The following is a 20,156-nucleotide window of genomic DNA, read 5'->3' as shown; positions in this document are numbered from 1 at the left end:
GCGCCTCCTCAGCAGTTTTCGAAGTGGGTCTTGCGCTGTCCGCGCAACACGATGTCAAAGCGATAGGCCAGGCAATCCATGGGGTTGGCATTGCTCATGTCCAGCCGGGCGATCAGGCTCTGCACCGCGTCAGGGTTGGCAATCGACTTGACGATCGGGCACATCGGGATCAACGGATCGCCTTCGAAATACAGCTGGGTGATCAGCCGCGTGGCAATCGACGGACCGCTGATCGACACATGGATATGCGCCGGGCGCCAGTCGTTGGGGCCATTGCGCCATGGGTACGGGCCCGGCTTGATGGTGCGGAAGCTGTAATAACCTTCACTGTCGGTCAGCGCACGGCCGACACCGCCGAAGTTGGGATCCAGCGGCGCCAGGTAGCGGTCGTTCTTGTGCCGGTAGCGGCCACCGGCGTTGGCCTGCCAGATCTCTACCAGGGTGTGCGGGATTGGTTTGCCGTGCTGGTCGCAGACGCGCCCGGCAAGGACGATGCGCTCACCGATCGGCAGGCCGCCGTTATTGAAGTTGAGCAGCAGGTCATGATCGTTAGGGCCGAATTTCAGGTGGGAGAAATCCGGACCGGTGCTTTCGCTGATCGACTGCGGGATGCTCACCAGGGCCTGGCGCGGCGAGCGCGCGACGGAGGTCTTGTAATCTGGGGTCAAGGCTTTCGGGTGCCAGTTGCGATCACGGATAGCGAAGCGACTGTTGTCTTGTGCAGACATGCCGTTCTCCTGTCTTGGAATTATTGGAGGGCCTGGACGTGGCAGGCGAGCTTGCAGTTTCCGGTATGCAGGGTCCGGCGAATACTGAAAAGAACAGCGCCATTCATAACCAAATGGTTATGTATAAATCAGGAATCTGACAGAGCCCCGCGCCGTGAACTAATCTTTGTCCTCATGTTTCCAAGCTCCGGAGAGCACTCATGCAATGGCGAAAAGGCAGGCGTAGCGACAATGTGGTCGATGCCCGTGGCGAGGGCGGTGGCGGCATGCGCTTCGGCGGTGGCAAGGGCCTGAGCATCGGCGCGATCCTGTTGATTGTCGGGATTGGCTGGATCACCGGCCAGGACCCGCTGCAGATCCTCGGCCAGCTGGCCGGGCAGATGGGCCAGCAACAGACCGCGCCAGTGACCACCGGCACCGGCAAGGCACCACCGGCCAATGACGAGCAGGCGGAATTCGTAAGGTCGGTGCTGGGCGACACCGAAGACACCTGGAAGGCCATCTTTGCCCAGGCCGGCCGCCAGTATAAAGACCCCAACCTGATCCTCTTCAGCGGCCAGATCAACTCAGCCTGCGGCTTTGCCTCTTCGGCAGTCGGGCCGTTCTATTGCCCGGCCGACCAGAAGGTCTACCTGGACATGAGCTTTTTCCGTGAAATGGAACAGCGCTTCTCGGCCGCCGGCGATTTTGCCCAGGCTTACGTGATCGCCCACGAAGTCGGCCACCATGTGCAAACCCTGCTGGGCGTTTCGGCCAAGGTCCAGGCCGCACGCCAGCGCGGTGAGCGCATGGAAGGCGACAACGGTTTGCTGGTACGCCAGGAACTGCAGGCCGACTGCCTGGCCGGGGTCTGGGCCTACCAGGCGCAAAAACGCCTGAACTGGCTGGAACCGGGCGATATCGAAGAAGCCCTGAACGCCGCCAACGCCATCGGTGACGACCGCCTGCAGCAGCAGGGCCAGGGCCGCGTAGTACCGGATTCGTTCACCCACGGCACCTCGCAACAGCGCCAGCGCTGGTTCAAGACCGGCTTCGCCAAGGGCGATATCAACCAGTGCGACACCTTCGGCGCACGCTCGCTCTGAGCCATTTTGCGGCCGCCTGAAGCCTCGGGCTGGCCGCAGAAATCCCCTGTTACCTACCGCTGATCATTTTTGCTGAAAAAGCGTTTCAGCTCCGGCGCAAGCCGCCGATAAACCCTGCTCAGAACATCGGCTGGCCATCAATAACAACAACCTTCCACCGATTCGGATCAAGAAGCACAACGTTCCTGGAGGGATTGCATGAATAGCTGGTTTGCCAACATCAGCGTCAACCTGAAACTCGGCCTGGGCTTTGGCCTGGTGCTGTTGCTGACCGGCCTGCTGGCCCTGACCGGCTGGAACAGCCTGGGCAGCCTGATCGATCGCAGCAACTGGATGAGCGACATTACCCAGCTCAACAGTGACCTGACCAACCTGCGCATCACCCGCCTGCAGTACATGCTGACCAATGGCGACGACGCCGCGGCCGGCAACGTCCAGGTCAAGCTCAATGCCTTCAGCGAGCAGCAGCAAAAACTGCTCAAGAGCTTCAAGAGCCCGGAGAACATCAAGCTGCTCCAGGAGCTGGGCCAGACCATCAGCGAATACCAGGTGTCGATCAACAAGATGCGCGCCGGTTACAAGACCAGCCTGGCCGCACGCGACTCGATGAACCAGGCCGCAGCCCGCGCTATCGAACTGATCGAAGCGATCAACCGCGACGTGCTGGCCCTGCCCGAGGGTGACGCCAGCCGCCTGGAGCAGTTCCGCACCATCACCCAGGCCAAGGAGCAACTGCTGCTGGTTCGCCTGGCCGTGCGCAGCTACATCGCCGACATCAGCAGCGAGACCGAGCAACTGGCCCTGCGTCAGCTCGATACCGCCCTGGCCGAAATCGCCGGCCTGAACCGCCAGATGCCAGGCGAAGCGACGCGCATCAAGCAGTTTGAATCCGCAGTGATGGCCTACCGTGACGCTGTACGCCAGTTCCGCGACGCCACTGCCGATATCGCCGTAGCGCGTCAGGAAATGACCGTTCAAGGCGCCGATATCGTCAAGACCAGCGACGCCCTGTACCAGATCCAGCTGGACCGCCGCGACAGCGAGAGCACCCAGGCCCGCTCCCTGCAGCTGACGGCCACCTTGCTGGCACTGCTGGTCGGCATCCTGGCTGCGGTAATCATCACCCGTCAGATCACTCGCCCGTTGCGTGAAACCCTGGCCGTGGTCGAGAAGATCGCCGCCGGCGACCTGACCCATAACATGCGCGTCACCCGCCGTGACGAACTGGGCGTGTTGCAGCAAGGCATCCAGCGCATGGGCTCGACCCTGCGTGACCTGATCACCGGCATCCGCGACGGCGTCACCCAGATCGCCAGCGCTGCCGAAGAACTCTCGGCTGTTACCGAAGAGACCAGCGCCGGGGTCAACAGCCAGAAAGTTGAAACCGACCAGGTCGCCACCGCCATGCACGAAATGGCCGCCACCGTGCAGGAAGTTGCGCGCAATGCCGAGCATGCTTCCGAGGCTGCCACCGAAGCCGATGGTCAGGCCCGTGCCGGTGACCAGGTTGTCGCCGAAGCGATCAGCCAGATCGAACGCCTGGCCGAAGAGGTGCACCGCTCCACCGAGGCCATGGGCCTGCTGCAACAGGAAAGCCAGAAGATCGGCAGCGTCATGGACGTGATCAAGTCGGTGGCCGAGCAAACCAACCTGCTGGCCCTCAACGCGGCCATCGAAGCGGCCCGCGCCGGTGAAGCAGGGCGTGGTTTTGCCGTGGTCGCCGACGAAGTTCGCGGCCTGGCCCAGCGTACGCAGAAGTCCACCGAAGAGATCGAAGAGCTGGTCGCCGGCCTGCAGAGCGGTACCCAGCAGGTGGCCAATGTCATGCTTGGCAGCCGCAACCTGACCGACAGCAGCGTCGAGCTGACCCGCAAGGCCGGTGCTTCGCTGGAAAGCATCACGCGTACGGTGTCGAACATTCAGTCGATGAACCAGCAGATTGCGGCGGCGGCGGAGCAACAGAGCGCAGTGGCCGAACAGATCAGCCGCAGCATTCTCAATGTTCGCGATGTGTCCGAGCAGACCGCCGCGGCCAGTGACGAGACCGCGGCGTCGAGTGTTGAACTGGCGCGGCTGGGCAACCAGTTGCAGACCATGGTCAGCCACTTCCGCGTTTAAACGCATCGCGGGTCAAGCCCGCTCCTACAGGTTTGTAGGAGCGGGCTTGACCCGCGATCAACTCAACACCTATTTAACGATCTGCCCTACCCCCCGCCCACGCGGATCGGAAGCGGTTTCCAGCGCCGTGCCATTAACCCGGATCGCCTGGATGTCGCCCATCTCCCAACCCTGATCTTCCAGGGTGTAGCCCATCTTCTTCAGCTCTTCAGCAACCTTGCCGTTAAGCGGTGCAAAAGCATCGAAATAAATCGTGTCCTTGGGCAGCAACTGGTGATGCACGCGCTGCGCAGCCACGGCTTTTTCCAGCGGCAGGTTGTAGTCATAGAGGTTGTTCAACACCTGGAAGATCGAGGTAAAAATCCGCGAACCACCGGGGGTACCCAGTACCAGGGTGACATTGCCATCGCGGGTCACCAGGCTCGGGCTCATCGACGACAGCATGCGCTTGCCCGGCTCGATCGCGTTGGCGTCGCCACCGACCACCCCAAAGGCGTTGGCCACGCCCGGCTTGGAGCTGAAGTCGTCCATTTCGTCGTTGAGCAAAAAGCCTGCGCCCTTGACCACCACACCGCTGCCGTAGTCCCAGTTCAGGGTGTAGGTGTTGCTGACCGCATTACCGTCCTTGTCGACGATGGAGAAGTGCGTGGTCTGGTGTGGTTCAAGGCCAGGGCGGACTTTCTCGGTGTCCGAGATGGCCGTCGGGTTGACCTCCTGGGCGCGCTTGGCGATGTAGTCCTTGGCGATCAGTTGCCCGACCGGCACCTTGGAGAACGCCGGGTCGCCAAGGTAGTCGGCGCGGTCGGCGAACACGCGTTTTTCGATCTCGGCCAGCAGGTGGATATAGCGCGCCGAGTTCAGCTCGACGCCCTTGAAGTCGGCGGCGCGCGCTTCCTTGATGCCCAGCAGCTGGGCCAGGGCGATGCCGCCCGAACTTGGCAGCGGCGCGGTATAGACCGTGTTGCCGCGCCAGTCGATCTTCATCGGCTCGCGCCAGACGGCTTTGTAGTCCTTAAGGTCGTCCTTGCTGATCAGGCCCTTGTCGGCCTGCATCTGCGCCACCAGCAGGTCGGCGGTCTTGCCCTGGTAGAACTCGCTGACACCCTTGTCGGCAATGCGCTCCAGGGTTTGCGCCAGCTCCGGCTGCTTGAAAGTCTCGCCGACTTTCATGCTGCCGAAATAGTCGTTGAAGTTGGTGCTGTCCTTGAACAGGCCCAGGGCGTCTTCGCGGTACTGGTACTGTTTGGAGGCGACCTTGAAGCCGTTCTTGGCATAACCGACCGCCGGGGTCAGCAGTTCGGCCCACGGCAGCTTGCCGAATTTCTGATGCGCCTCCCACAGCCCCATCACCGTACCGGGCACACCGGCAGCGCGGGAACCGACCAGGCTGAGGTTCTCGATGATCTCGCCCTTGTCGTCCAGGTACATGTTGCGGCTGGCGGCCTTCGGCGCGGTTTCGCGGTAGTCGAGGAAGTAGGCCTTGCCGTCGACATACAGGGTCATGAAACCACCACCACCGATGTTGCCCGCCTCGGGGTAGGTGACCGCCAGGGTGAAGGCGGTGGCCACGGCCGCATCCACCGCGTTGCCGCCTTTTTTCAGGATATCGGCGGCGACCTGTGCACCATATTGATCGGGTGCCGCAACTGCACCGCCCTCCAGGGTAACCGCGTAAGCCGCGTTACTGGCGAGGATCGCGGCGCCGAGGGCCAGGGATCGGAACATCACAACGCGCATGAGAGCTTCCTTAGTGTTGTTTTCGTTGAACAGCCATTAAGGCTGATGTCAGACGAGTTATCAAACACCGTAGGAGTTTTCGCCGCGCATAGGCAGAAGCTGTCGCAGATGGACGCTTCAGCAGGCGTAGATCGCCAGCTTGTTCTGAATGAAATCGAGAAAGCACTGGATGCGCAGCGCCAGCTGGGTGTTGCGGTAGTACACCGCATTGATCGGCTGGCGATAGCCGCTGTTGTGCTCGGCCAGGAGCACCTGCAGGCGCCCGCTGCGGATGTCTTCATGGGTCATGAAGTGCGACAGGCAGACGATGCCCTCACCGGCCAAGGCCAGTTCGCGCAGGGTTTCACCGCTGGAGGCCGACAGCGCCGGGCGGATCAGCAGGCGGTCGCCTTCGGCATGGCGCAGCGGCCAGTGGTTGAGGGTTTCGGTCTGGGTAAAGCCAAGCAGCGCGTGGCCTTGCAGGTCTTCAACCCGCTCGGGCGTGCCATGCCGGGCCAGGTACTCGGGGCTGGCCAGCAGGTTCAACGGGCTGCAACCGAGGGCGCGGGCATGCAGGCTGGAGTCGGCCAGCTCGCCGATGCGAATGGCGACGTCGGTGCTCTGCTCGATCAGGTCGATGATCAGGTCGCTGGTGTTGAGCTCCAGTTGGATCTGCGGGTACAGCGCGCGAAACTCACCGACCCAGGGCACGATGGCGTGGAGCATGAACGGCAGCGCGGCGTTGATGCGCAAGCGCCCGGACGGCGTCTGGTGGTGCACCGACAGGTGCTCTTCGAGCTCGTCCATCTGCTGCAGGATCGACTTGGCCCGCTCGAAGAAAAACCGCCCTTCTCTCGGTCAGGTCCATGCGCCGGGTGGTGCGGTTGATCAGGGTGGTGCCGAGCTTGGTTTCCAGGCGCGACAGGGTGCGGCTGATCGCCGACGGCGTCTGCCCGCCCTGCTCGGCGGCCGCGGAAATCGAGCCGCACTCGATCACCGAGACGAACACCTGCAATTCATCGGACCTGGCTTTCACGGCTGTACCCCGGGGTTGGCAACAGCCGTGATAGATAGCCGCTTGGCGCGGCTTGCGCAAGGCTTCATCAGGCCTGGGTCTGGAAAACCTCGGCCAGGTGCTGCTCGTAGGCGGCCACAGCGGCCTCGACGTTGGGGCGCTTCATCACATCCACCGCAAGGTAAGTCGGCAGGCCGCTCATGCCGAGGAACTGGTTGGCCTTGTGGAACGGGAAGTACACCGCGTCCACGCCCTTGCCTTCGAAGAAGTCGGCCGGGTCGTCAAACGCCTGCTGCGGTGCGTTCCAGGTCAGCGACAGCATGTACTGTTTGCCCTGGATCAGGCCACCGCTGCCGTACTTTTGCGACGCATCGGAACGGGTGCGGCCGTCGTTGGCGTAGAGGCTGCCATGGCCAGCAGTGAAGACTTCGTCCAGGTACTGCTTGACGGTCCAGGGGGCGCCCATCCACCAGCCGGGCATCTGATAGATGATGACGTCGGCCCAGAGAAATTTCTGCACTTCTTCGGCGTTGTCGTAGCCGCCATCGATGTAGGTGGTTTTCACATCGAACCCTGCGCGGTCCAGGAAGGCCAGCGCGGCTTCGTGCAGGGTTTCGTTCAGGCGGCCATCGGAGTGGGCGAACTTCTTGCCACCGTTGAGCAACAGGACTTTTTTCATGGGGTGCCTCATCTATGTTCGATCAGGGGCAAAGAAGCCTGTGACCGAGTAAATTTGATGGCGGCAGATTAGAGGCAGGCCTCGCGGGGAAACAGCCGTGCCGGGGCAAAATACATTTGCCTAAAAAGCACGAATCAAACGCTTATTGTTGCCATAGAATCGTTTCACTTCTTCCATTCAGAGGCATCTCCATGAGCGAGCAGTACGGTTTCATCCTCAAAGCCAAGACCCGACCGCAAATGTCCGAAGCCTTCGAAACGCTGTTTCGCGCCTACGTCGAGCCCAGCCGCCAGGAGCCGGGCTGCATCGAATACCACATGCTGCGCGACCAGCAGGACCCAAGCCTGTTTGTGTTCTACGAGATCTGGGCCAGCAAGGCCGCGCTGGATGTGCATTCGGCCCTGCCGCACATGGCGGCGTTCTTCGAAAAACGTATGGACTACCTGGAGCGCGACTTCGATATTCAGCTGATCGAAATGCTCAGCCCCTCCTCGGCTAGCCGTTGAGCAACAGGTGGGTGCCGAGCAGCGCCAGGCCGATAAAGAAGCAGCGCTTGAACAGCACCGCACTAATGCGCTGACGCAGCCACTGGCCGCCAAGCATGCCCAGCAGCGCCGGCGCCAGCACCAGCATTGACGCGCCCAGGGCCTGGGCGCCGAGCGCATCCTGGCCGGCCAGGCCGATTGCCAGGGCCAGGGTCGAGACGCTGAATGACAGGCCCAGGGCCTGGACCATTTCCTCGCGACTCAGGCCCAGGCTTTGCAGATAAGGCACTGCGGGAATCACAAAGACTCCGGTGGCCGCCGTGATCACCCCGGTGATCAGCCCGCAAAACGGTCCGATCCAGGACTCATGCGCAGGCGCAAGCCTCATCCCGCGGCCGCACAGGCCGTACAACGCATACACCAGCAACGCCCCTCCCAAGGCATGTGCCGCCCAGGCGCCACTGTTGATGCCCAGCCAGGCGCTACCGAGCAAGGTGCCGATAAAGATCAGCGCCAGCATCGGCCACAGCCGTTTCAGCAAGGCGCGCAGGTGCCCGCCAAAGGCCAGTTGCCAGAGGTTGGTCAGGGTCGAAGGCACAATCAGCAAGGCCGCTGCCTGCGCCGGAGACATAGCCATGCCGAGCAGGCCCATGGCGATGGTCGGCAGGCCAAGGCCGATCACACCCTTGACCGCACCGGCCAGCACGAAGGTGACAATGACCAGCAGCGACAGCGCTGGACCGATATCCTGATAGAAGCTAAAGAAGGTAGTCATGGCACTATCCTGCACCCTGCCACCCAGGCTGAAAATCTGCCATATACTCAGTCAGACTATTGCCCAGGAAGAGGCTGATGCATTTCGACCTGATTGACCTGCGCCTGTTCCAGCACACCCTGGAGTGCGGCAACATCACCGCCGGCGCCCAGCGCAGCCACCTGTCGCTGCCCGCCGCCAGCGCGCGCATCCGCGCCATGGAAAGTTCGCTGGGTACGCCGCTGCTTGAACGCAACCGTCGCGGGGTGCAGGCCACGCCTGCCGGGCAGGCGCTGCTGCAGCATGCGCGGCTGATCGCCCAGCAGGTCGAGCGCCTGCAGTTCGACCTCGGGCAATACGCCCAGGGCCTGCAGGGCCAGGTGCGACTGTTGTGCAATACCGCAGCGCTGACCGAATACCTGCCGGAATTGCTCGCCGGGTTTCTCCGGCAATACCCGGCCATCGATATCGACATCCACGAACTGCCGAGCCTGCGCATCGTCCAGGCCATCACCCAGGGTGTGGCCGATATCGGCATCATCTCCAGCGCGGTGGCCAGCGAACACCTGCAAACCCTGGCGTTTCGCGACGACCCGCTGATGCTGATCATGCCGCCCGCCCACCCGCTGGCCGCCACCCCCAACCTGCGCTTTGCCGACACCCTCGGCCACGGCTACGTTGGCCTGCAAGCCGACAGCGCCCTGGCCCTGCACCTTGAAGAACAAGCCCTGCATCTGGGCCGGCGCCTGCAGGTGCGGGTGCGCGCCGAAGGGTTTGACGGGGTGATCCGCATGGTCGCCCACGGCGCTGGCCTGGGCATCGTGCCGATGGCCGCGGTGCAGCGCTGGCAGGGGCTATTGCCGTTGCACAGCCTGGCGCTGAGCGAGCCCTGGGCAAAACGCCAGCTGCGCCTGTGCAGCCGGGATTTTGCCAGCCTGCCCGGGCATGCCCTGGCTTTGATCGACTGCCTGAGTGCCAGCGCTATTGCTCCGGCAGGGGCAATCCACCGACAATCGCCCCCGCGGACCTAGCTGTTGCTGCACTGATCGCCAACCGAGTCGTAAAAGGGAGTTTCACCGTGCCGTCGATCTACCAGCTCAAACCCCGCTTCCAGGCGCTGTTGCGCCCGACGGTCGAGCGCCTGTACCAACGCGGCGTCACTGCCAACCAGGTAACCCTGAGCGCCGCCGTGGTTTCCGTTCTGCTCGGCCTGTTGCTGGCCTGGCTGCCACACCTCACCTGGCTGTTCGCCCTGGTGCCGGTATGGATGCTGCTGCGCATGGCCCTCAATGCCATCGACGGCATGCTCGCCCGCGAATTCGGCCAGCAATCGAAGCTCGGCGCCTACTACAACGAACTCTGCGACCTGGTCGCCGACAGCGCCCTGTACCTGCCCTTCGCGCTGCTGCCGGGGGTGTCGTCGGCGCTGGTGGTGATCGTCGTGCTGGCGGCGCTGATCAGCGAATACGCCGGGGTCATGGGCCCGTTGGTCGGCGCTGAACGCCGCTACGACGGCCCGATGGGCAAAAGCGACCGGGCCTTTGCCTTCGGCGTGCTCGGTGCCGGCGTTGCCAGCGGCCTGTTGCCGGCCAGCTGGCTCAACGGCGTGCTGCTGGTGATCTTGCTGCTCTCGCTCTATACCCTCTACAACCGGGTCAGCCGCGGTCTGGCGCAAACCCGCTGAAGCACTTTGTGCCAGATAAGGATATTTGCCATGCGCAACGCGCAATCGCTGCACTTCACCACCCACGACGGCGTCGAACTGCATTACCGCCACTGGCCCGCCGAGGTCGCTGACGACCAGCCACGGCGTGCCGTGGTGTTGTTCCACCGCGGCCACGAACACGGCGGGCGCATGGCCCATCTGGCCGATGAGCTGCAACTGCCCGACCACGACTTCTTCGCCTGGGACGCCCGTGGCCACGGCCAGTCGCCCGGCGCCCGTGGCGACAGCCCAAGCTTTGCCTGCAGCGTGCGCGACGTGCAGACTTTCATCGAGCACATCGCCCGCGAGCACGGCATCGCCGAAGAAGACATGGCGGTGCTGGCGCAAAGCGTCGGCGCCGTACTGATCGCCACCTGGGCCCACGACTACGCGCCCAAGGTACGCTGCCTGGTACTGGCCTCGCCGGCCTTCAAGGTCAAGCTCTACGTGCCGTTCGCCCGCCCGGGGCTGAAGCTGATGCGCGCCTGGCGCGGCAACTTCTTCGTCAACAGCTACGTCAAGCCGCGCCTGCTCAGCCACGACCCCGAGCGCATCGCCTCGTACGAAAGCGACCCGCTGATCAGCCGGCCGATTTCGGTGACCATGCTGCTTGGCCTGTATGAAGCCGCCGACCGCGTGGTGGCCGATGCCCAGGCGATTCAGGTGCCGACCCAGCTGTTGATTTCCGGCGCCGATTTCGTGGTCAAGCGCAAACCCCAGGAGCAGTTCTTCGAACGCCTGGGCAGCGTGCACAAAGAGAAACACATCCTCCCCGGATTCTTCCACGACACCCTTGGCGAGCGTGACCGCAGCCATGCCCTGGCGCGGATCCGGCGGTTTATCGAGCACTGCTTCAGCCTGGCGCCGCAGCGCCCTTCTCTGCTCGCTGCCGACCAACTGGGCGCCAGCTGCGCCGAAGCCGAAAGCCTGGCCGCGCCGCTGCCGCGCAACTCGCCGGCCGATCTTTACTGGCGCGCCACCCGCGCCGGCCTGCGGCTGGGCAAGGGTTTGTCGGACGGGGTCAAGCGGGGCTTTGACACCGGCTTCGACTCGGGCAGCACGCTGGACTACATCTACCGCAACCAGCCCACCGGCAAGGGCGCGATCGGGCGCATGATCGACCAGAACTACCTCAACGCCATCGGCTGGCGCGGCATCCGCCAGCGCAAACTGCATGTCGAAGAGCTGCTGCGCCTGGCCATCGAACGCCTGCGCGAACAGGGCAAGCCGGTGGATATCGTCGATATCGCTGCCGGCCATGGCCGCTACATCCTCGAAGCGTTGCAGGGCCTGGAACGCAAGCCGGAGTCGATCCTGCTGCGCGACTACAGCGAGCTCAATGTCCAGCAGGGCAGCGCGCTGATCGCCGAAAAGGGCCTGGCCGACATTGCCCGCTTCGTCCAGGGTGATGCCTTCGATGCCCAGAGCCTGGCCAGCCTCGATCCACGCCCGACCCTGGCGGTGGTTTCGGGCCTGTATGAGCTGTTCGCCAGCAACCAGATGGTTGGCGACTCCCTGAGCGGCCTGGCCCAGGCGGTGGAGCCCGGTGGTTACCTGGTGTACACCGGCCAGCCCTGGCACCCGCAGCTGGAGATGATCGCCCGCGCCCTGACCAGCCACCGCGCCGGCCAGGCCTGGGTGATGCGCCGGCGCAGCCAGGTGGAAATGGACCAACTGGTCGAGGCGGCCGGCTTTCGCAAGGTCTGCCAGCGTATTGATGAGTGGGGCATCTTCAGCGTCAGCCTGGCCCAGCGGGTCGTTTGATGAGCACGGCAAGCGAGCCAGGCTTGATCAAGCGCGGGGTGCTCTGGCTGCTGTTGCTGGGGCCGTTGTTCTTTCTCAGCTACGGCCTGACCAACACCTACACCGCCGGGCGCAGCGACGTCGGCAGCCTGGTGTTCGCCTGGGAAGGCCATATCCCGCTGTGGCCCTGGACCATCATCCCCTACTGGTCGATCGACCTGCTTTACGGGCTGTCGTTCCTGTTGCCGCTAAGTCGCCTGGAGATGGACCGCCACGCCCTGCGCCTGCTCAGTGCGCAAGTCATCTGCATCCTCGGGTTTCTGCTCTGGCCGTTGCGTTTTACCGTCGAGCGGCCCGCGCTGGATGGCCTGTTCGGCTGGCTGTTCGATGTGCTGATGGGCTTTGACAAACCCTTCAACCAGGCGCCATCACTACACATCGCCTTGCTGGTGATCATCTGGGCGATGTTTGCCCGGCATATCCACGCCAGGCTGCCGCGCTTGCTGGTGCATGGCTGGATGGCGTTGATCGGCGTGTCGGTGCTGACCACCTGGCAACACCACTTTATCGACCTGCCCAGCGGCGCGCTGGTGGGGGTGCTGTGTTGCTGGCTGTGGCCGGTTGCGGGTCAGCCGGTACTGCGCCCTATGCAACTTGCCCGTGATCCGCAGCGCTGGCGCCTGGCCTTGCGTTACTTCGCCGGCGCCGCCCTGCTGGGTGGTCTGGCGTTGTACCTTGCAGGCGTTGCCCTGTGGTTGTTGTGGCCGGCGGTGGCGCTGCTGGTGGTGGCACTCAACTACGCGCAACTGGGCGCCGAAGGTTTTCAGAAAGGCGCCGACGGCCAGCTGTCGTACGCCACGCGCTGGCTGCTGGCGCCCTACCTGATCGGCGCCTGGCTCAATTCGCGCTGGTGGACCCGGCGCCATCCGCAAGCGGATGAAGTTTGCGACGGCGTGTACCTGGGGCGGATTCCGGGCAAGGGGCAAGCGGCGCAGTTCGCCGCCATCGTCGACCTGTGCGCCGAACTACCCGCCTCGGTTGCCCCGGGCCAGGCTTATCGTGCGCTGCCCAGCCTCGACCTGGTGGTGCCCACGGCCGAGCGCTGCCGGGAAGCGGCGGCGGCCATCGAACAGCTGCGTGCCCAGGGCCCGGTGCTGGTCTGTTGCGCGCTCGGTTATTCGCGAAGCGCCAGCGCCGTAGCCGCCTGGCTGGTGCTCAGCGGCCGTTGCGCCGATGCCGGGCAAGCGCAACAGCGCATCAGCCAGGCTCGCCCTGGGGTGGTCCTGCACCCGCAGCACCTGCGGGTAATCGAACGCCTGCAAACGGAGCCTTGCCTGTGAGCGAAGAAATCCACCTGGCCGTGGTTGCCAGCCTGCTCAAGCGCGGCCGCCAGGTCGAGCGCCTGGCCGACGGCATCAGCCTGCTGGCGGTGCTGCTTGGCCTGGCGGCGCTGCTGATCGGCTCGCCTGCCCCGGGATACTGCGCAGTACTGAGCGGCCTGTTGTTGCTGGCAGGCTTGCTGCAAAAGTTCTTTGCCATGCGCGTCGCGCTGGACGCCGACCTGTTTGCGCACCTGGCCACGCGCAGCGATCAGCTTGGGCAACACACCCAGGCGCTGGACCAGTCGTTGTTCAGCCTGGGCCTGAAAGCCAACCCGGCCGATAACCGCGACTGGCAGGCACGCGGCCTGGCGACGCTGGGCCTGCTGCGCAAACAACTGCTGTGCTTTGCCGTACAGGCCGTGCTGGCGCTGGTCGGCATTTTGCTTTTGCCCTTGCTTCATTTCGCCGGATAAGGACCTTGCCCATGCTTGCTGCCCTCACCGCCTTTGCCATCACCTCGGTCGCCCGCCTGATCACCGGCGCCCGCGCCTTGTGGCTGGGCTGCACGCCGCAACCGGTGCAACGGCTGTACTACGCCAACCACAGCAGCCACGGCGACTTCGTGCTGATCTGGGCCTCGCTGCCCCAGCCGCTGCGCCAGCACACGCGGCCGGTGGCCGGTGCCGATTACTGGCAAAAACCCGGCATTCGTCAATTCCTGATCAAGCGGGTGTTCAATGGCGTGCTGATCGATCGCCAGCACAACGACGCCCAAAGCAATCCCCTGCAACCTATCCAGGATGCGCTGGCCCAGGGCGATTCGCTGATCTTCTTCCCCGAAGGCACGCGCAACCTCAGCGACGAGCCGTTGCTGGCGTTCAAGAGCGGCCTGTTCCACCTGGCCAGCGCCCACCCGCAGGTCGAGGTGATCCCGGTGTGGATCGCCAACCTCAACCGGGTCATGCCCAAGGGCCGCGCCCTGCCGCTGCCCTTGCTGTGCACCCTGAGCTTTGGTGAGCCGCTGCACCTGCAAGCGGACGAAAGCAAGCACGCGTTTCTCGACCGGGCCCGCCAGGCCCTGTTGGCCCTGGCCCCGAAGGAATCCTGAGATGGACAACAACACCCTTTCGCTGTTCGCCGGCATCGGCGGCCTGCTGCTGCTCGCCAGCCTGATCGGCCGCCTGCTCAAATGGCGCGCCGGCCCCGCCCCCCACGCGGTAATCGACAACCTCAACGCGCGGATCAACGCCTGGTGGGTGATGGTCCTGGTCATCGGCCTGGCGTTTCTGTTCGGCAAGCTGGGCGTGATCCTGCTGTTCTACTGTGTGTCGTTCTACGCCTTGCGTGAATTCCTCACCCTGACACCCACCCGGCGCAGCGACTACCCGGCACTGGTCGCGGCCTTTTACGTCGCCCTGCCGGTGCAGTACCTGTTGATCGCCATGGACTGGTACGGGCTGTTCAGCATTTTCATCCCGGTCTACCTGTTCCTGCTGCTGCCGATTCTCGCCAGCTTCGGCGGCGACACCACGCGCTTTCTCGAGCGTGCCTCGAAGGTGCAGTGGGGCTTGATGATCGCGGTCTACTGCCTGTCTTCGGTACCGGCCTTGATGACCCTGGACATCCCCGGATACGAAGGCCGCAACCTGCTGCTGATCGCCTGGCTGATCCTCGTGGTGCAGATCTCCGATGTGCTGCAGTACGTCTGCGGCAAGCTGTTCGGCAAGCACAAGGTGGCGCCGAAGCTGTCGCCGTCAAAGACCGTCGAAGGCCTGGTTGGCGGCGTGGCCCTGGCCACCCTGATTGGCGCCACCCTGTGCTGGATCACGCCGTTCAGCTTCTGGCAGGCGGCGCTGATGGCCTTGACCGTCAACCTCATGGGCTTTGCCGGCGGCCTGGTGATGTCGGCGATCAAGCGCGATCGCGGCGTCAAGGACTGGGGCCACATGATCGAAGGCCACGGCGGCATGCTCGACCGCATGGACTCGGTATGCTTCGCCGCGCCGGTGTTCTTCCACTTCGTGCGTTACTGGTGGGCGTAAGCGTTATACCAACAGATCGTAGGACAGCTTGCCGATCAGTATCAGCAGCAACACCAGGAACAGCGCGCGCACGAAGGGTACGCCCTTGCGCACCGCCAGCCAGGTGCCAGTCAGCGCGCCAAGGATGTTGAAGGCGGCCATGGGAATGGCGATCAGGTAGAGCACGTTGCCGGTGGGAATGAAGAACATCAGTGCGGCGACGTTGGTGGCGATGTTCACCAGTTTCGCCGACGCCGAGGCATGCAGGAAGTCGAAGGCGAAGCAGCGAATGAACAGGAAGATCAGAAAGCTGCCAGTGCCCGGTCCGAACAGGCCATCGTAAAAACCGATGGCGCCGCCGATGACGATCGCCAGCAATTTTTCGCGGGTGCCGATGCGCATCGGTTTGTGCAGGGCACCGAAGTCCTTTTTCCAGAAGGTGTAGATCGCCATCAGCACGATCAACACCAGTACCGCCGGGCGCATCAGCCCTTGCGGCACCAGCGATACCGTGGCGGCGCCGACGAAGGCCATGGCAAAGGCCGCACAGGCCGCCGGAACCACCAGCCCCCAGTCGATCACCACCTTGCGCACGAACGAGCGGGCGGCAAACGCCGTGCCGCAGGCCGAGGCAACCTTGTTGGTGCCCAGCAAGGCAGCCGGGGGCGATGCTGGCAGCACGTTGAACAGCGCCGGAATCTGGATCAACCCGCCACCACCGACTGCCGCATCGATCAGCCCGGCGGCAAAGGCAAACACGCAAAGCACAACGATATCGACCATGGGTTTCAGGCTCTGGCAGTCAAAGAAGGGCGCGCCAAGGTTAACCAACGGCCGGGTTTTGTGTTGCAATGCCATATTGCAAAAACTGCAACGAGGTAGTGCATGGCCCTGGATATGCTCGCGGAGCTGGAAGCCTTCGCAATGGTTGCCCGCAAGCGCAGCTTCGTCGCTGCGGCACGCGCTCTGGGGCGCTCGCCCAGTGCTGTAACCCGCGCTGTGCAGGCCCTTGAGGAAAACGCCGGGGCCAAGCTGTTCAACCGCTCGGCCAATGCCGTGAGCCTTACCGAGGCCGGCGAGCGCCTGCTGCCCTATGCCGACAAAATGCTTGATCTGCAACGCGAGGCCGATGAGGAGCTGGCCGGGCTCAGCGGCCTGGCCTCCGGCTGGGTGCGGTTCTGCGCCCCCGAATCACTGGCGCCGGTATTGCCTGGCCTGATTGCGCGATATGGCGAACGCTACCCGCAGGTGAACGTCGATGTGATCTTCAGCGACGAGCCGATCGACCCGGCCAAGAGCAAACTGGACTTCGCCATTCGTGGCGCCTTTGCCCAGGACAGCGAACTGATCGGTTATCCGCTGTGGCGCTACTCGCGCTCCTTGTATGCCAGCCCTGCCTACCTGCAAAAACACGGCATGCCCGCCTCAATCGAGGCGCTGGAAACACACGCGCTGATCCTGCATACCGCGCCGCGGATCCTCAAGGAATGGCAGTTTCGCAGCGCCGGCCAGGCCGTCAGCCTGCGGGTGCATCCAAAGTTTCGCTTCAGCTCCGGGATCGCGGTATTCCAGGCCGCCCTGGCCGGCGTCGGCATCGCCCGCCTGGCCGACTGGCTGGCCGAACCCGAGGTGCAGGCCGGGCGCTTGCAGCGGGTTTGTGCCGAGTACCGGCTGACCGCCAGCAACGGCGACAGCCCACAAATGCACGCGGTGTACCCGGCCGGCAGCTTGCCGCAGCGAGTCAAGGCGCTGCTGGAAGTGATCCGCGGTTTTGGTGACAGCCTCGAGCGCTAATCGAAGGTTTGCGCTCCCAGACAGCCAAAGGTCGAGACCAGACATCTGCCCGGCGCCGATCGCGCCTATGGTGATGGACCTTTGAGTCATCCTCTGGAGCCTGGAATGTCCGATTTCATCACCGTGCTGCGCGAGACCTGCCCTACCCCCGTGCTGGATGCGACCAAGTGGCAACGCATCGGCGGCGACCCGCACACCGTCAACCTCAACGCCTATGTGTCGGCCGATGGCAGCAAGATCATGGGCACCTGGATCTGTACGCCGGGCAAGTTCCAGGTCCATTACGAGAAGTGGGAGTATTGCCACTTCCTCGACGGCTACTGCGTGATCACCCCGGAAGGTGAGCAGCCGGTACATTTGAAGGCCGGTGACGTGTTCGTCATCGAACCTGGGATGAAAGGCACCTGGGAGGTGGTGGAGACGGTGCGCAAGTACTTCGTTTTTGCCTGACCGTTGGGGCCGCCTTGGCAGCCCATCGCTGGCAAGGCCAGCCCCCACAGAATGATGTGTGCGCAGTACCTGTGGGAGCCAGCCTTGCTGGCGATGCTCTTTTACTCGGGCTTGCGATAACCTTCGACAATCGCCGAGAAATCCTTGCCACCCTCGCCGCGCAAACTCATGGCCTGGTACAGCTGCTGGGCCACCGCGCCGAGAATCACCGGCTGGTGCGCCTGACGCGCGGCTTCTGTCGCCAGGCCCAGGTCCTTGAGCATCAGCTCGGCACCAAAGCCACCGGTATAGCCGCGCGATGCCGGGGCCGTGTCGATGATGCCCGGCCACGGGTTGTAGGTGTCCGAACTCCAGCAACGGCCGGTCGAGCTGTTGATGATCCCGGCCAGCACCTTGGTGTCGATCCCCAGCGCGTTGCCCAACGCCATGGCTTCGGACACGCCGATCATCGAGATACCCAGTAGCAGGTTGTTGCAGATCTTGGCGATTTGCCCGGTGCCGACCTCACCGCAATGGACGATGTTGCGCCCCATCTGCGCCAGCACCGGCTGCAAGGTGGCGAACAGCGTGTCGCTGGCGCCGACCATGAAGGTCAGGGTGCCGGCTGCGGCACCGCCGGTACCACCGGACACCGGCGCATCGGCAAGGTCAACGCCCTGTTTGGCCGCTGCGGCCGCTACGTCACGGGCGGTCTGCGGGTCGATGGTGCTGCAGTCGACCACCGGGGTCCCGGCCTTTACCCCGGCCAGCACGCCATCTTCGTTGAGGTACACGCCGCGCACATGGGCGGCGGCCGGCAGCATGGTGATCACCAGTTCGCTCTGCTGCGCGGCATCGCGCGGCGAGCTGCTGATCTGCCCGCCGAGCTCGGCAAGCTCTGCCAGCACGGTCTTGTTCAGGTCGAACAGGTTCAGCTGATGCCCGGCCTTGATCAGGTTGCGGGCCATGGGCGCGCCCATGTTGCCAAGGCCGATGAATGCAATGCGCATGATGAGCTCCTTAGCGCAGGCTGATGGTGGTGTTCACGCCATCGTTGACGCTGTCATCATCAAACCAGCGGCTGGTGACGGTCTTGGTCTGAGTGTAGAACTGCACCACTTGTTTGCCGTACGGGCCCAGATCGCCGAGCTTGGAGCCGCGCGAGCCGGTGAAGCTGAAGAACGGTACCGGCACCGGGATCGGGATGTTGATGCCGACCTGGCCGACGTCGATCTCGTTCTGGAACTTGCGCGCCGCCGCGCCGCTCTGGGTGAACAGGCCAGTGCCGTTGCCGAAGGGGTTGCGGTTGACCAGGGCGATGGCTTCGTCGAGGGTGTCGACTTCCAGCACCACCAGCACCGGGCCGAAGATTTCCTGGGTGTAGATCTGCATGTCGGTGGTCACCCCGGAGAACAGGGTCGGGCCGACGAAGTTGCCCTGCTCGTAGCCCGGCACGCTGACCTCGCGGCCGTCGAGCTCGAGCGTGGCGCCTTCCTTGATACCACTTTCGATCAGGCCCAGCACCCGCTCCTTGGCGCGCTTGGAAATCAGCGGGCCGACATCGGTGCCCGGCTCGCTGCCAGCGTTGACCTTGAGTTTGCAAGCCAGCTCCTTGAGCTCCGGCAGCCACTCGCGGGCCTTGCCCACCAGCACCGCCACCGAGGTGGCCATGCAGCGCTGGCCGGCCGCGCCGAAACCGGCACCAACCAGGGCATTGAGGGTTTGCGTGCGATTGGCGTCCGGCAGCACCACGGCGTGGTTCTTGGCGCCCATCATCGATTGCACGCGCTTGCCGTGCTGCCCCGCCAGGTTGTAGACGTGGGTGCCAACCTCGGTGGAGCCAACGAAAGAGATCGCCTTGATATCGGTATGGGTGCACAGCGCATCGACCACCTGCTTGCCACCATGGACGACGTTGAGCACGCCGGCCGGCACACCGGCTTCGACCGCCAGCTCCACCAGCAGCATGGTCGACAGCGGGTCCTGTTCGGACGGTTTGAGCACGAAGGTGTTGCCGCAGACGATGGCCATCGGGAACATCCACAGCGGGATCATCGCCGGGAAGTTGAACGGGGTGATACCGGCGCAGACGCCGATCGGCTGGCGCAGGGTGTAGGTGTCGACGCCACCGGCAACGTTTTCGGCGAACTCGCCCATCTGCAAGGTGCCGATGCTGCAGGCATGCTCGACCACTTCCAGGCCGCGGAAGATATCGCCTTCGGCGTCGGCAATGGTCTTACCCTGTTCAGCGCTGAGGACTACGGCGATGCGCTTGGAGTGTTCGCGGATCAGCGCCTGCAGCTTGAGCATGATGCGCATGCGCGCGCCGATCGGGGTGTCGCGCCAGGTCTTGAACGCACGCTGGCCGGCGGCGATGGCGGCGTCGACTTCTTCGGCGGTGGCGAAGGGGACGCGGGCCAGCACTTGCTGGGTGGCCGGGTTGACCACGTCGCGCCATTCGCTGGTTTTCGATTCGACCCATTGGCCGTCGATCAGCAGCTTGACCTGCTCGACCTTGGTCTGGCCGGGAGTAAGGGATGCGTTCATGTGCGTTCTCCTGAA

The 20,156-nt window shown here is 63.9% G+C and carries 19 protein-coding genes and 2 pseudogenes; 13 read left to right on the top strand and 8 right to left on the bottom strand.

All coding sequences use genetic code 11. The annotated features are described in order from the left end of the window. Positions 1-8: 8 nt before the first annotated feature. Entirely contained in the window at positions 9-728 is a 720-nt protein-coding gene (gene pcaH / locus ACZ9A3_RS00165) for a protocatechuate 3,4-dioxygenase subunit beta (RefSeq protein WP_045195856.1), read from the bottom strand. Between the two features lie 200 nt (positions 729-928). Here pcaH and ypfJ point away from each other — a divergent pair, with 200 nt between their 5' ends. The 3 genes and pseudogenes from ypfJ (at position 929) to ACZ9A3_RS00150 (ending at position 3,931) form a co-directional block, all read left to right on the top strand. Continuing rightward, positions 929-1,813 carry a KPN_02809 family neutral zinc metallopeptidase gene (gene ypfJ / locus ACZ9A3_RS00160; RefSeq protein WP_093387823.1) on the top strand — a complete coding sequence of 295 codons (885 nt, stop codon included), beginning with the start codon at positions 929-931 and terminating at the stop codon, positions 1,811-1,813. A 198-nt stretch (positions 1,814-2,011) separates the two neighbouring features. Beyond that, positions 2,012-3,076 (top strand): annotated as a pseudogene (locus tag ACZ9A3_RS00155) (methyl-accepting chemotaxis protein); the annotation flags it as partial. Beyond that, the gene (locus ACZ9A3_RS00150) at positions 3,068-3,931 is read left to right on the top strand and encodes a methyl-accepting chemotaxis protein (protein WP_371128692.1); all 864 of its coding nucleotides are present in this window, start codon (positions 3,068-3,070) and stop codon (positions 3,929-3,931) included. The pseudogene ACZ9A3_RS00155 and the gene ACZ9A3_RS00150, both read left to right, overlap by 9 nt. Before the next feature lie 69 nt (positions 3,932-4,000). Here the strand turns inward: ACZ9A3_RS00150 and ggt are convergent, their stop codons facing one another. The 3 genes and pseudogenes from ggt to mdaB form a co-directional block, all read right to left on the bottom strand. Next, positions 4,001-5,668, bottom strand: a complete 1,668-nt coding sequence (ggt, locus tag ACZ9A3_RS00145; protein WP_476252017.1) for a gamma-glutamyltransferase — start codon at positions 5,666-5,668, stop codon at positions 4,001-4,003. A gap of 117 nt (positions 5,669-5,785) precedes the next feature. After that, positions 5,786-6,683 (bottom strand): annotated as a pseudogene (locus ACZ9A3_RS00140) (LysR substrate-binding domain-containing protein). Between the two features lie 67 nt (positions 6,684-6,750). Then, positions 6,751-7,341, bottom strand: coding sequence for an NADPH:quinone oxidoreductase MdaB (gene mdaB, locus ACZ9A3_RS00135; RefSeq protein WP_045195845.1), 591 nt, complete (start codon positions 7,339-7,341; stop codon positions 6,751-6,753). Between the two features lie 191 nt (positions 7,342-7,532). On the opposite strand from mdaB, the gene ACZ9A3_RS00130 reads away from it, so the two are divergent. Then, positions 7,533-7,847: a putative quinol monooxygenase gene (locus ACZ9A3_RS00130; protein WP_093387814.1), complete on the top strand. Its 315-nt coding sequence runs from the start codon at positions 7,533-7,535 to the stop codon at positions 7,845-7,847. On the opposite strand, the gene ACZ9A3_RS00125 is transcribed toward ACZ9A3_RS00130, so the two are convergent. Continuing rightward, the gene (locus ACZ9A3_RS00125; RefSeq protein ID WP_045195841.1) at positions 7,837-8,601 is read right to left on the bottom strand and encodes a sulfite exporter TauE/SafE family protein; all 765 of its coding nucleotides are present in this window, start codon (positions 8,599-8,601) and stop codon (positions 7,837-7,839) included. The two genes, ACZ9A3_RS00130 and ACZ9A3_RS00125, sit on opposite strands and share 11 nt — an antisense overlap. Before the next feature lie 77 nt (positions 8,602-8,678). Here ACZ9A3_RS00125 and ACZ9A3_RS00120 point away from each other — a divergent pair, with 77 nt between their 5' ends. The 7 genes from ACZ9A3_RS00120 to ACZ9A3_RS00090 are packed head-to-tail and all read left to right on the top strand — an operon-like array spanning position 8,679 to position 15,392. Further along, positions 8,679-9,611 carry a LysR substrate-binding domain-containing protein gene (locus ACZ9A3_RS00120; protein WP_476252016.1) on the top strand — a complete coding sequence of 311 codons (933 nt, stop codon included), beginning with the start codon at positions 8,679-8,681 and terminating at the stop codon, positions 9,609-9,611. A gap of 47 nt (positions 9,612-9,658) precedes the next feature. Further along, on the top strand, positions 9,659-10,264 hold the full coding sequence (locus ACZ9A3_RS00115) for a CDP-alcohol phosphatidyltransferase family protein (RefSeq protein WP_045195837.1): 606 nt from the start codon (positions 9,659-9,661) through the stop codon (positions 10,262-10,264). A gap of 30 nt (positions 10,265-10,294) precedes the next feature. Continuing rightward, complete coding sequence (locus ACZ9A3_RS00110; protein WP_476252015.1) at positions 10,295-12,049, top strand: bifunctional alpha/beta hydrolase/class I SAM-dependent methyltransferase; 1,755 nt, start codon at positions 10,295-10,297, stop codon at positions 12,047-12,049. Beyond that, positions 12,049-13,368 (top strand): phosphatase PAP2/dual specificity phosphatase family protein, encoded by a 1,320-nt coding sequence (locus ACZ9A3_RS00105; protein WP_476252014.1) that lies wholly within the window; start codon positions 12,049-12,051, stop codon positions 13,366-13,368. The genes ACZ9A3_RS00110 and ACZ9A3_RS00105 overlap by 1 nt, the downstream gene beginning before the upstream one ends. Further along, positions 13,365-13,823, top strand: coding sequence for a hypothetical protein (locus tag ACZ9A3_RS00100; RefSeq protein WP_476252013.1), 459 nt, complete (start codon positions 13,365-13,367; stop codon positions 13,821-13,823). Before ACZ9A3_RS00105 ends, ACZ9A3_RS00100 begins: the two co-directional genes overlap by 4 nt. Before the next feature lie 11 nt (positions 13,824-13,834). Further along, the gene (locus ACZ9A3_RS00095) at positions 13,835-14,458 is read left to right on the top strand and encodes a lysophospholipid acyltransferase family protein (RefSeq protein WP_093387795.1); all 624 of its coding nucleotides are present in this window, start codon (positions 13,835-13,837) and stop codon (positions 14,456-14,458) included. A 1-nt stretch (position 14,459) separates the two neighbouring features. Continuing rightward, the gene (locus tag ACZ9A3_RS00090) at positions 14,460-15,392 is read left to right on the top strand and encodes a phosphatidate cytidylyltransferase (RefSeq protein ID WP_045195828.1); all 933 of its coding nucleotides are present in this window, start codon (positions 14,460-14,462) and stop codon (positions 15,390-15,392) included. Positions 15,393-15,395: 3 nt separating this feature from the next. Here the strand turns inward: ACZ9A3_RS00090 and ACZ9A3_RS00085 are convergent, their stop codons facing one another. Further along, positions 15,396-16,154 carry a sulfite exporter TauE/SafE family protein gene (locus tag ACZ9A3_RS00085; RefSeq protein ID WP_045196566.1) on the bottom strand — a complete coding sequence of 253 codons (759 nt, stop codon included), beginning with the start codon at positions 16,152-16,154 and terminating at the stop codon, positions 15,396-15,398. 102 nt (positions 16,155-16,256) lie between these two features. On the opposite strand from ACZ9A3_RS00085, the gene ACZ9A3_RS00080 reads away from it, so the two are divergent. Together ACZ9A3_RS00080 and ACZ9A3_RS00075 are read left to right on the top strand one after the other, a co-directional pair. Beyond that, a complete protein-coding gene (locus ACZ9A3_RS00080; protein ID WP_476252012.1) occupies positions 16,257-17,165 on the top strand; it encodes a LysR family transcriptional regulator in 909 nt (302 codons plus the stop codon). A 105-nt stretch (positions 17,166-17,270) separates the two neighbouring features. Continuing rightward, on the top strand, positions 17,271-17,615 hold the full coding sequence (locus ACZ9A3_RS00075; RefSeq protein WP_045195824.1) for a cupin domain-containing protein: 345 nt from the start codon (positions 17,271-17,273) through the stop codon (positions 17,613-17,615). Between the two features lie 101 nt (positions 17,616-17,716). Here ACZ9A3_RS00075 and mmsB read toward each other — a convergent pair whose 3' ends face one another. Together mmsB and ACZ9A3_RS00065 are read right to left on the bottom strand one after the other, a co-directional pair. Beyond that, entirely contained in the window at positions 17,717-18,604 is an 888-nt protein-coding gene (mmsB, locus tag ACZ9A3_RS00070; RefSeq protein ID WP_045195822.1) for a 3-hydroxyisobutyrate dehydrogenase, read from the bottom strand. A gap of 10 nt (positions 18,605-18,614) precedes the next feature. Continuing rightward, the gene (locus tag ACZ9A3_RS00065; protein ID WP_093387789.1) at positions 18,615-20,141 is read right to left on the bottom strand and encodes a CoA-acylating methylmalonate-semialdehyde dehydrogenase; all 1,527 of its coding nucleotides are present in this window, start codon (positions 20,139-20,141) and stop codon (positions 18,615-18,617) included. Positions 20,142-20,156: the final 15 nt, after the last annotated feature.

It is taken from the genome of Pseudomonas sp. TE4620, assembly GCF_056279045.1.
The sequence above is the reverse complement of the archived record's forward strand: the minus strand, read 5'-3'. Positions and strand labels throughout refer to the sequence as shown.

Excerpts from the sequence above, each read along its gene's own strand:
- pcaH (WP_045195856.1), bottom strand. The coding sequence starts at position 728 with ATGTCTGCACAAGACAACAGTCGCTTCGCTATCCGTGATCGCAACTGG.
- ypfJ (WP_093387823.1), top strand. The coding sequence starts at position 929 with ATGCAATGGCGAAAAGGCAGGCGTAGCGACAATGTGGTCGATGCCCGT.
- ACZ9A3_RS00150 (WP_371128692.1), top strand. The coding sequence starts at position 3,068 with ATGGGCTCGACCCTGCGTGACCTGATCACCGGCATCCGCGACGGCGTC.
- ggt (WP_476252017.1), bottom strand. The coding sequence starts at position 5,668 with ATGCGCGTTGTGATGTTCCGATCCCTGGCCCTCGGCGCCGCGATCCTC.
- mdaB (WP_045195845.1), bottom strand. The coding sequence starts at position 7,341 with ATGAAAAAAGTCCTGTTGCTCAACGGTGGCAAGAAGTTCGCCCACTCC.
- ACZ9A3_RS00130 (WP_093387814.1), top strand. The coding sequence starts at position 7,533 with ATGAGCGAGCAGTACGGTTTCATCCTCAAAGCCAAGACCCGACCGCAA.
- ACZ9A3_RS00125 (WP_045195841.1), bottom strand. The coding sequence starts at position 8,601 with ATGACTACCTTCTTTAGCTTCTATCAGGATATCGGTCCAGCGCTGTCG.
- ACZ9A3_RS00120 (WP_476252016.1), top strand. The coding sequence starts at position 8,679 with ATGCATTTCGACCTGATTGACCTGCGCCTGTTCCAGCACACCCTGGAG.
- ACZ9A3_RS00110 (WP_476252015.1), top strand. The coding sequence starts at position 10,295 with ATGCGCAACGCGCAATCGCTGCACTTCACCACCCACGACGGCGTCGAA.
- ACZ9A3_RS00105 (WP_476252014.1), top strand. The coding sequence starts at position 12,049 with ATGAGCACGGCAAGCGAGCCAGGCTTGATCAAGCGCGGGGTGCTCTGG.
- ACZ9A3_RS00095 (WP_093387795.1), top strand. The coding sequence starts at position 13,835 with ATGCTTGCTGCCCTCACCGCCTTTGCCATCACCTCGGTCGCCCGCCTG.
- ACZ9A3_RS00090 (WP_045195828.1), top strand. The coding sequence starts at position 14,460 with ATGGACAACAACACCCTTTCGCTGTTCGCCGGCATCGGCGGCCTGCTG.
- ACZ9A3_RS00085 (WP_045196566.1), bottom strand. The coding sequence starts at position 16,154 with ATGGTCGATATCGTTGTGCTTTGCGTGTTTGCCTTTGCCGCCGGGCTG.
- ACZ9A3_RS00080 (WP_476252012.1), top strand. The coding sequence starts at position 16,257 with ATGGCCCTGGATATGCTCGCGGAGCTGGAAGCCTTCGCAATGGTTGCC.
- ACZ9A3_RS00075 (WP_045195824.1), top strand. The coding sequence starts at position 17,271 with ATGTCCGATTTCATCACCGTGCTGCGCGAGACCTGCCCTACCCCCGTG.
- mmsB (WP_045195822.1), bottom strand. The coding sequence starts at position 18,604 with ATGCGCATTGCATTCATCGGCCTTGGCAACATGGGCGCGCCCATGGCC.
- ACZ9A3_RS00065 (WP_093387789.1), bottom strand. The coding sequence starts at position 20,141 with ATGAACGCATCCCTTACTCCCGGCCAGACCAAGGTCGAGCAGGTCAAG.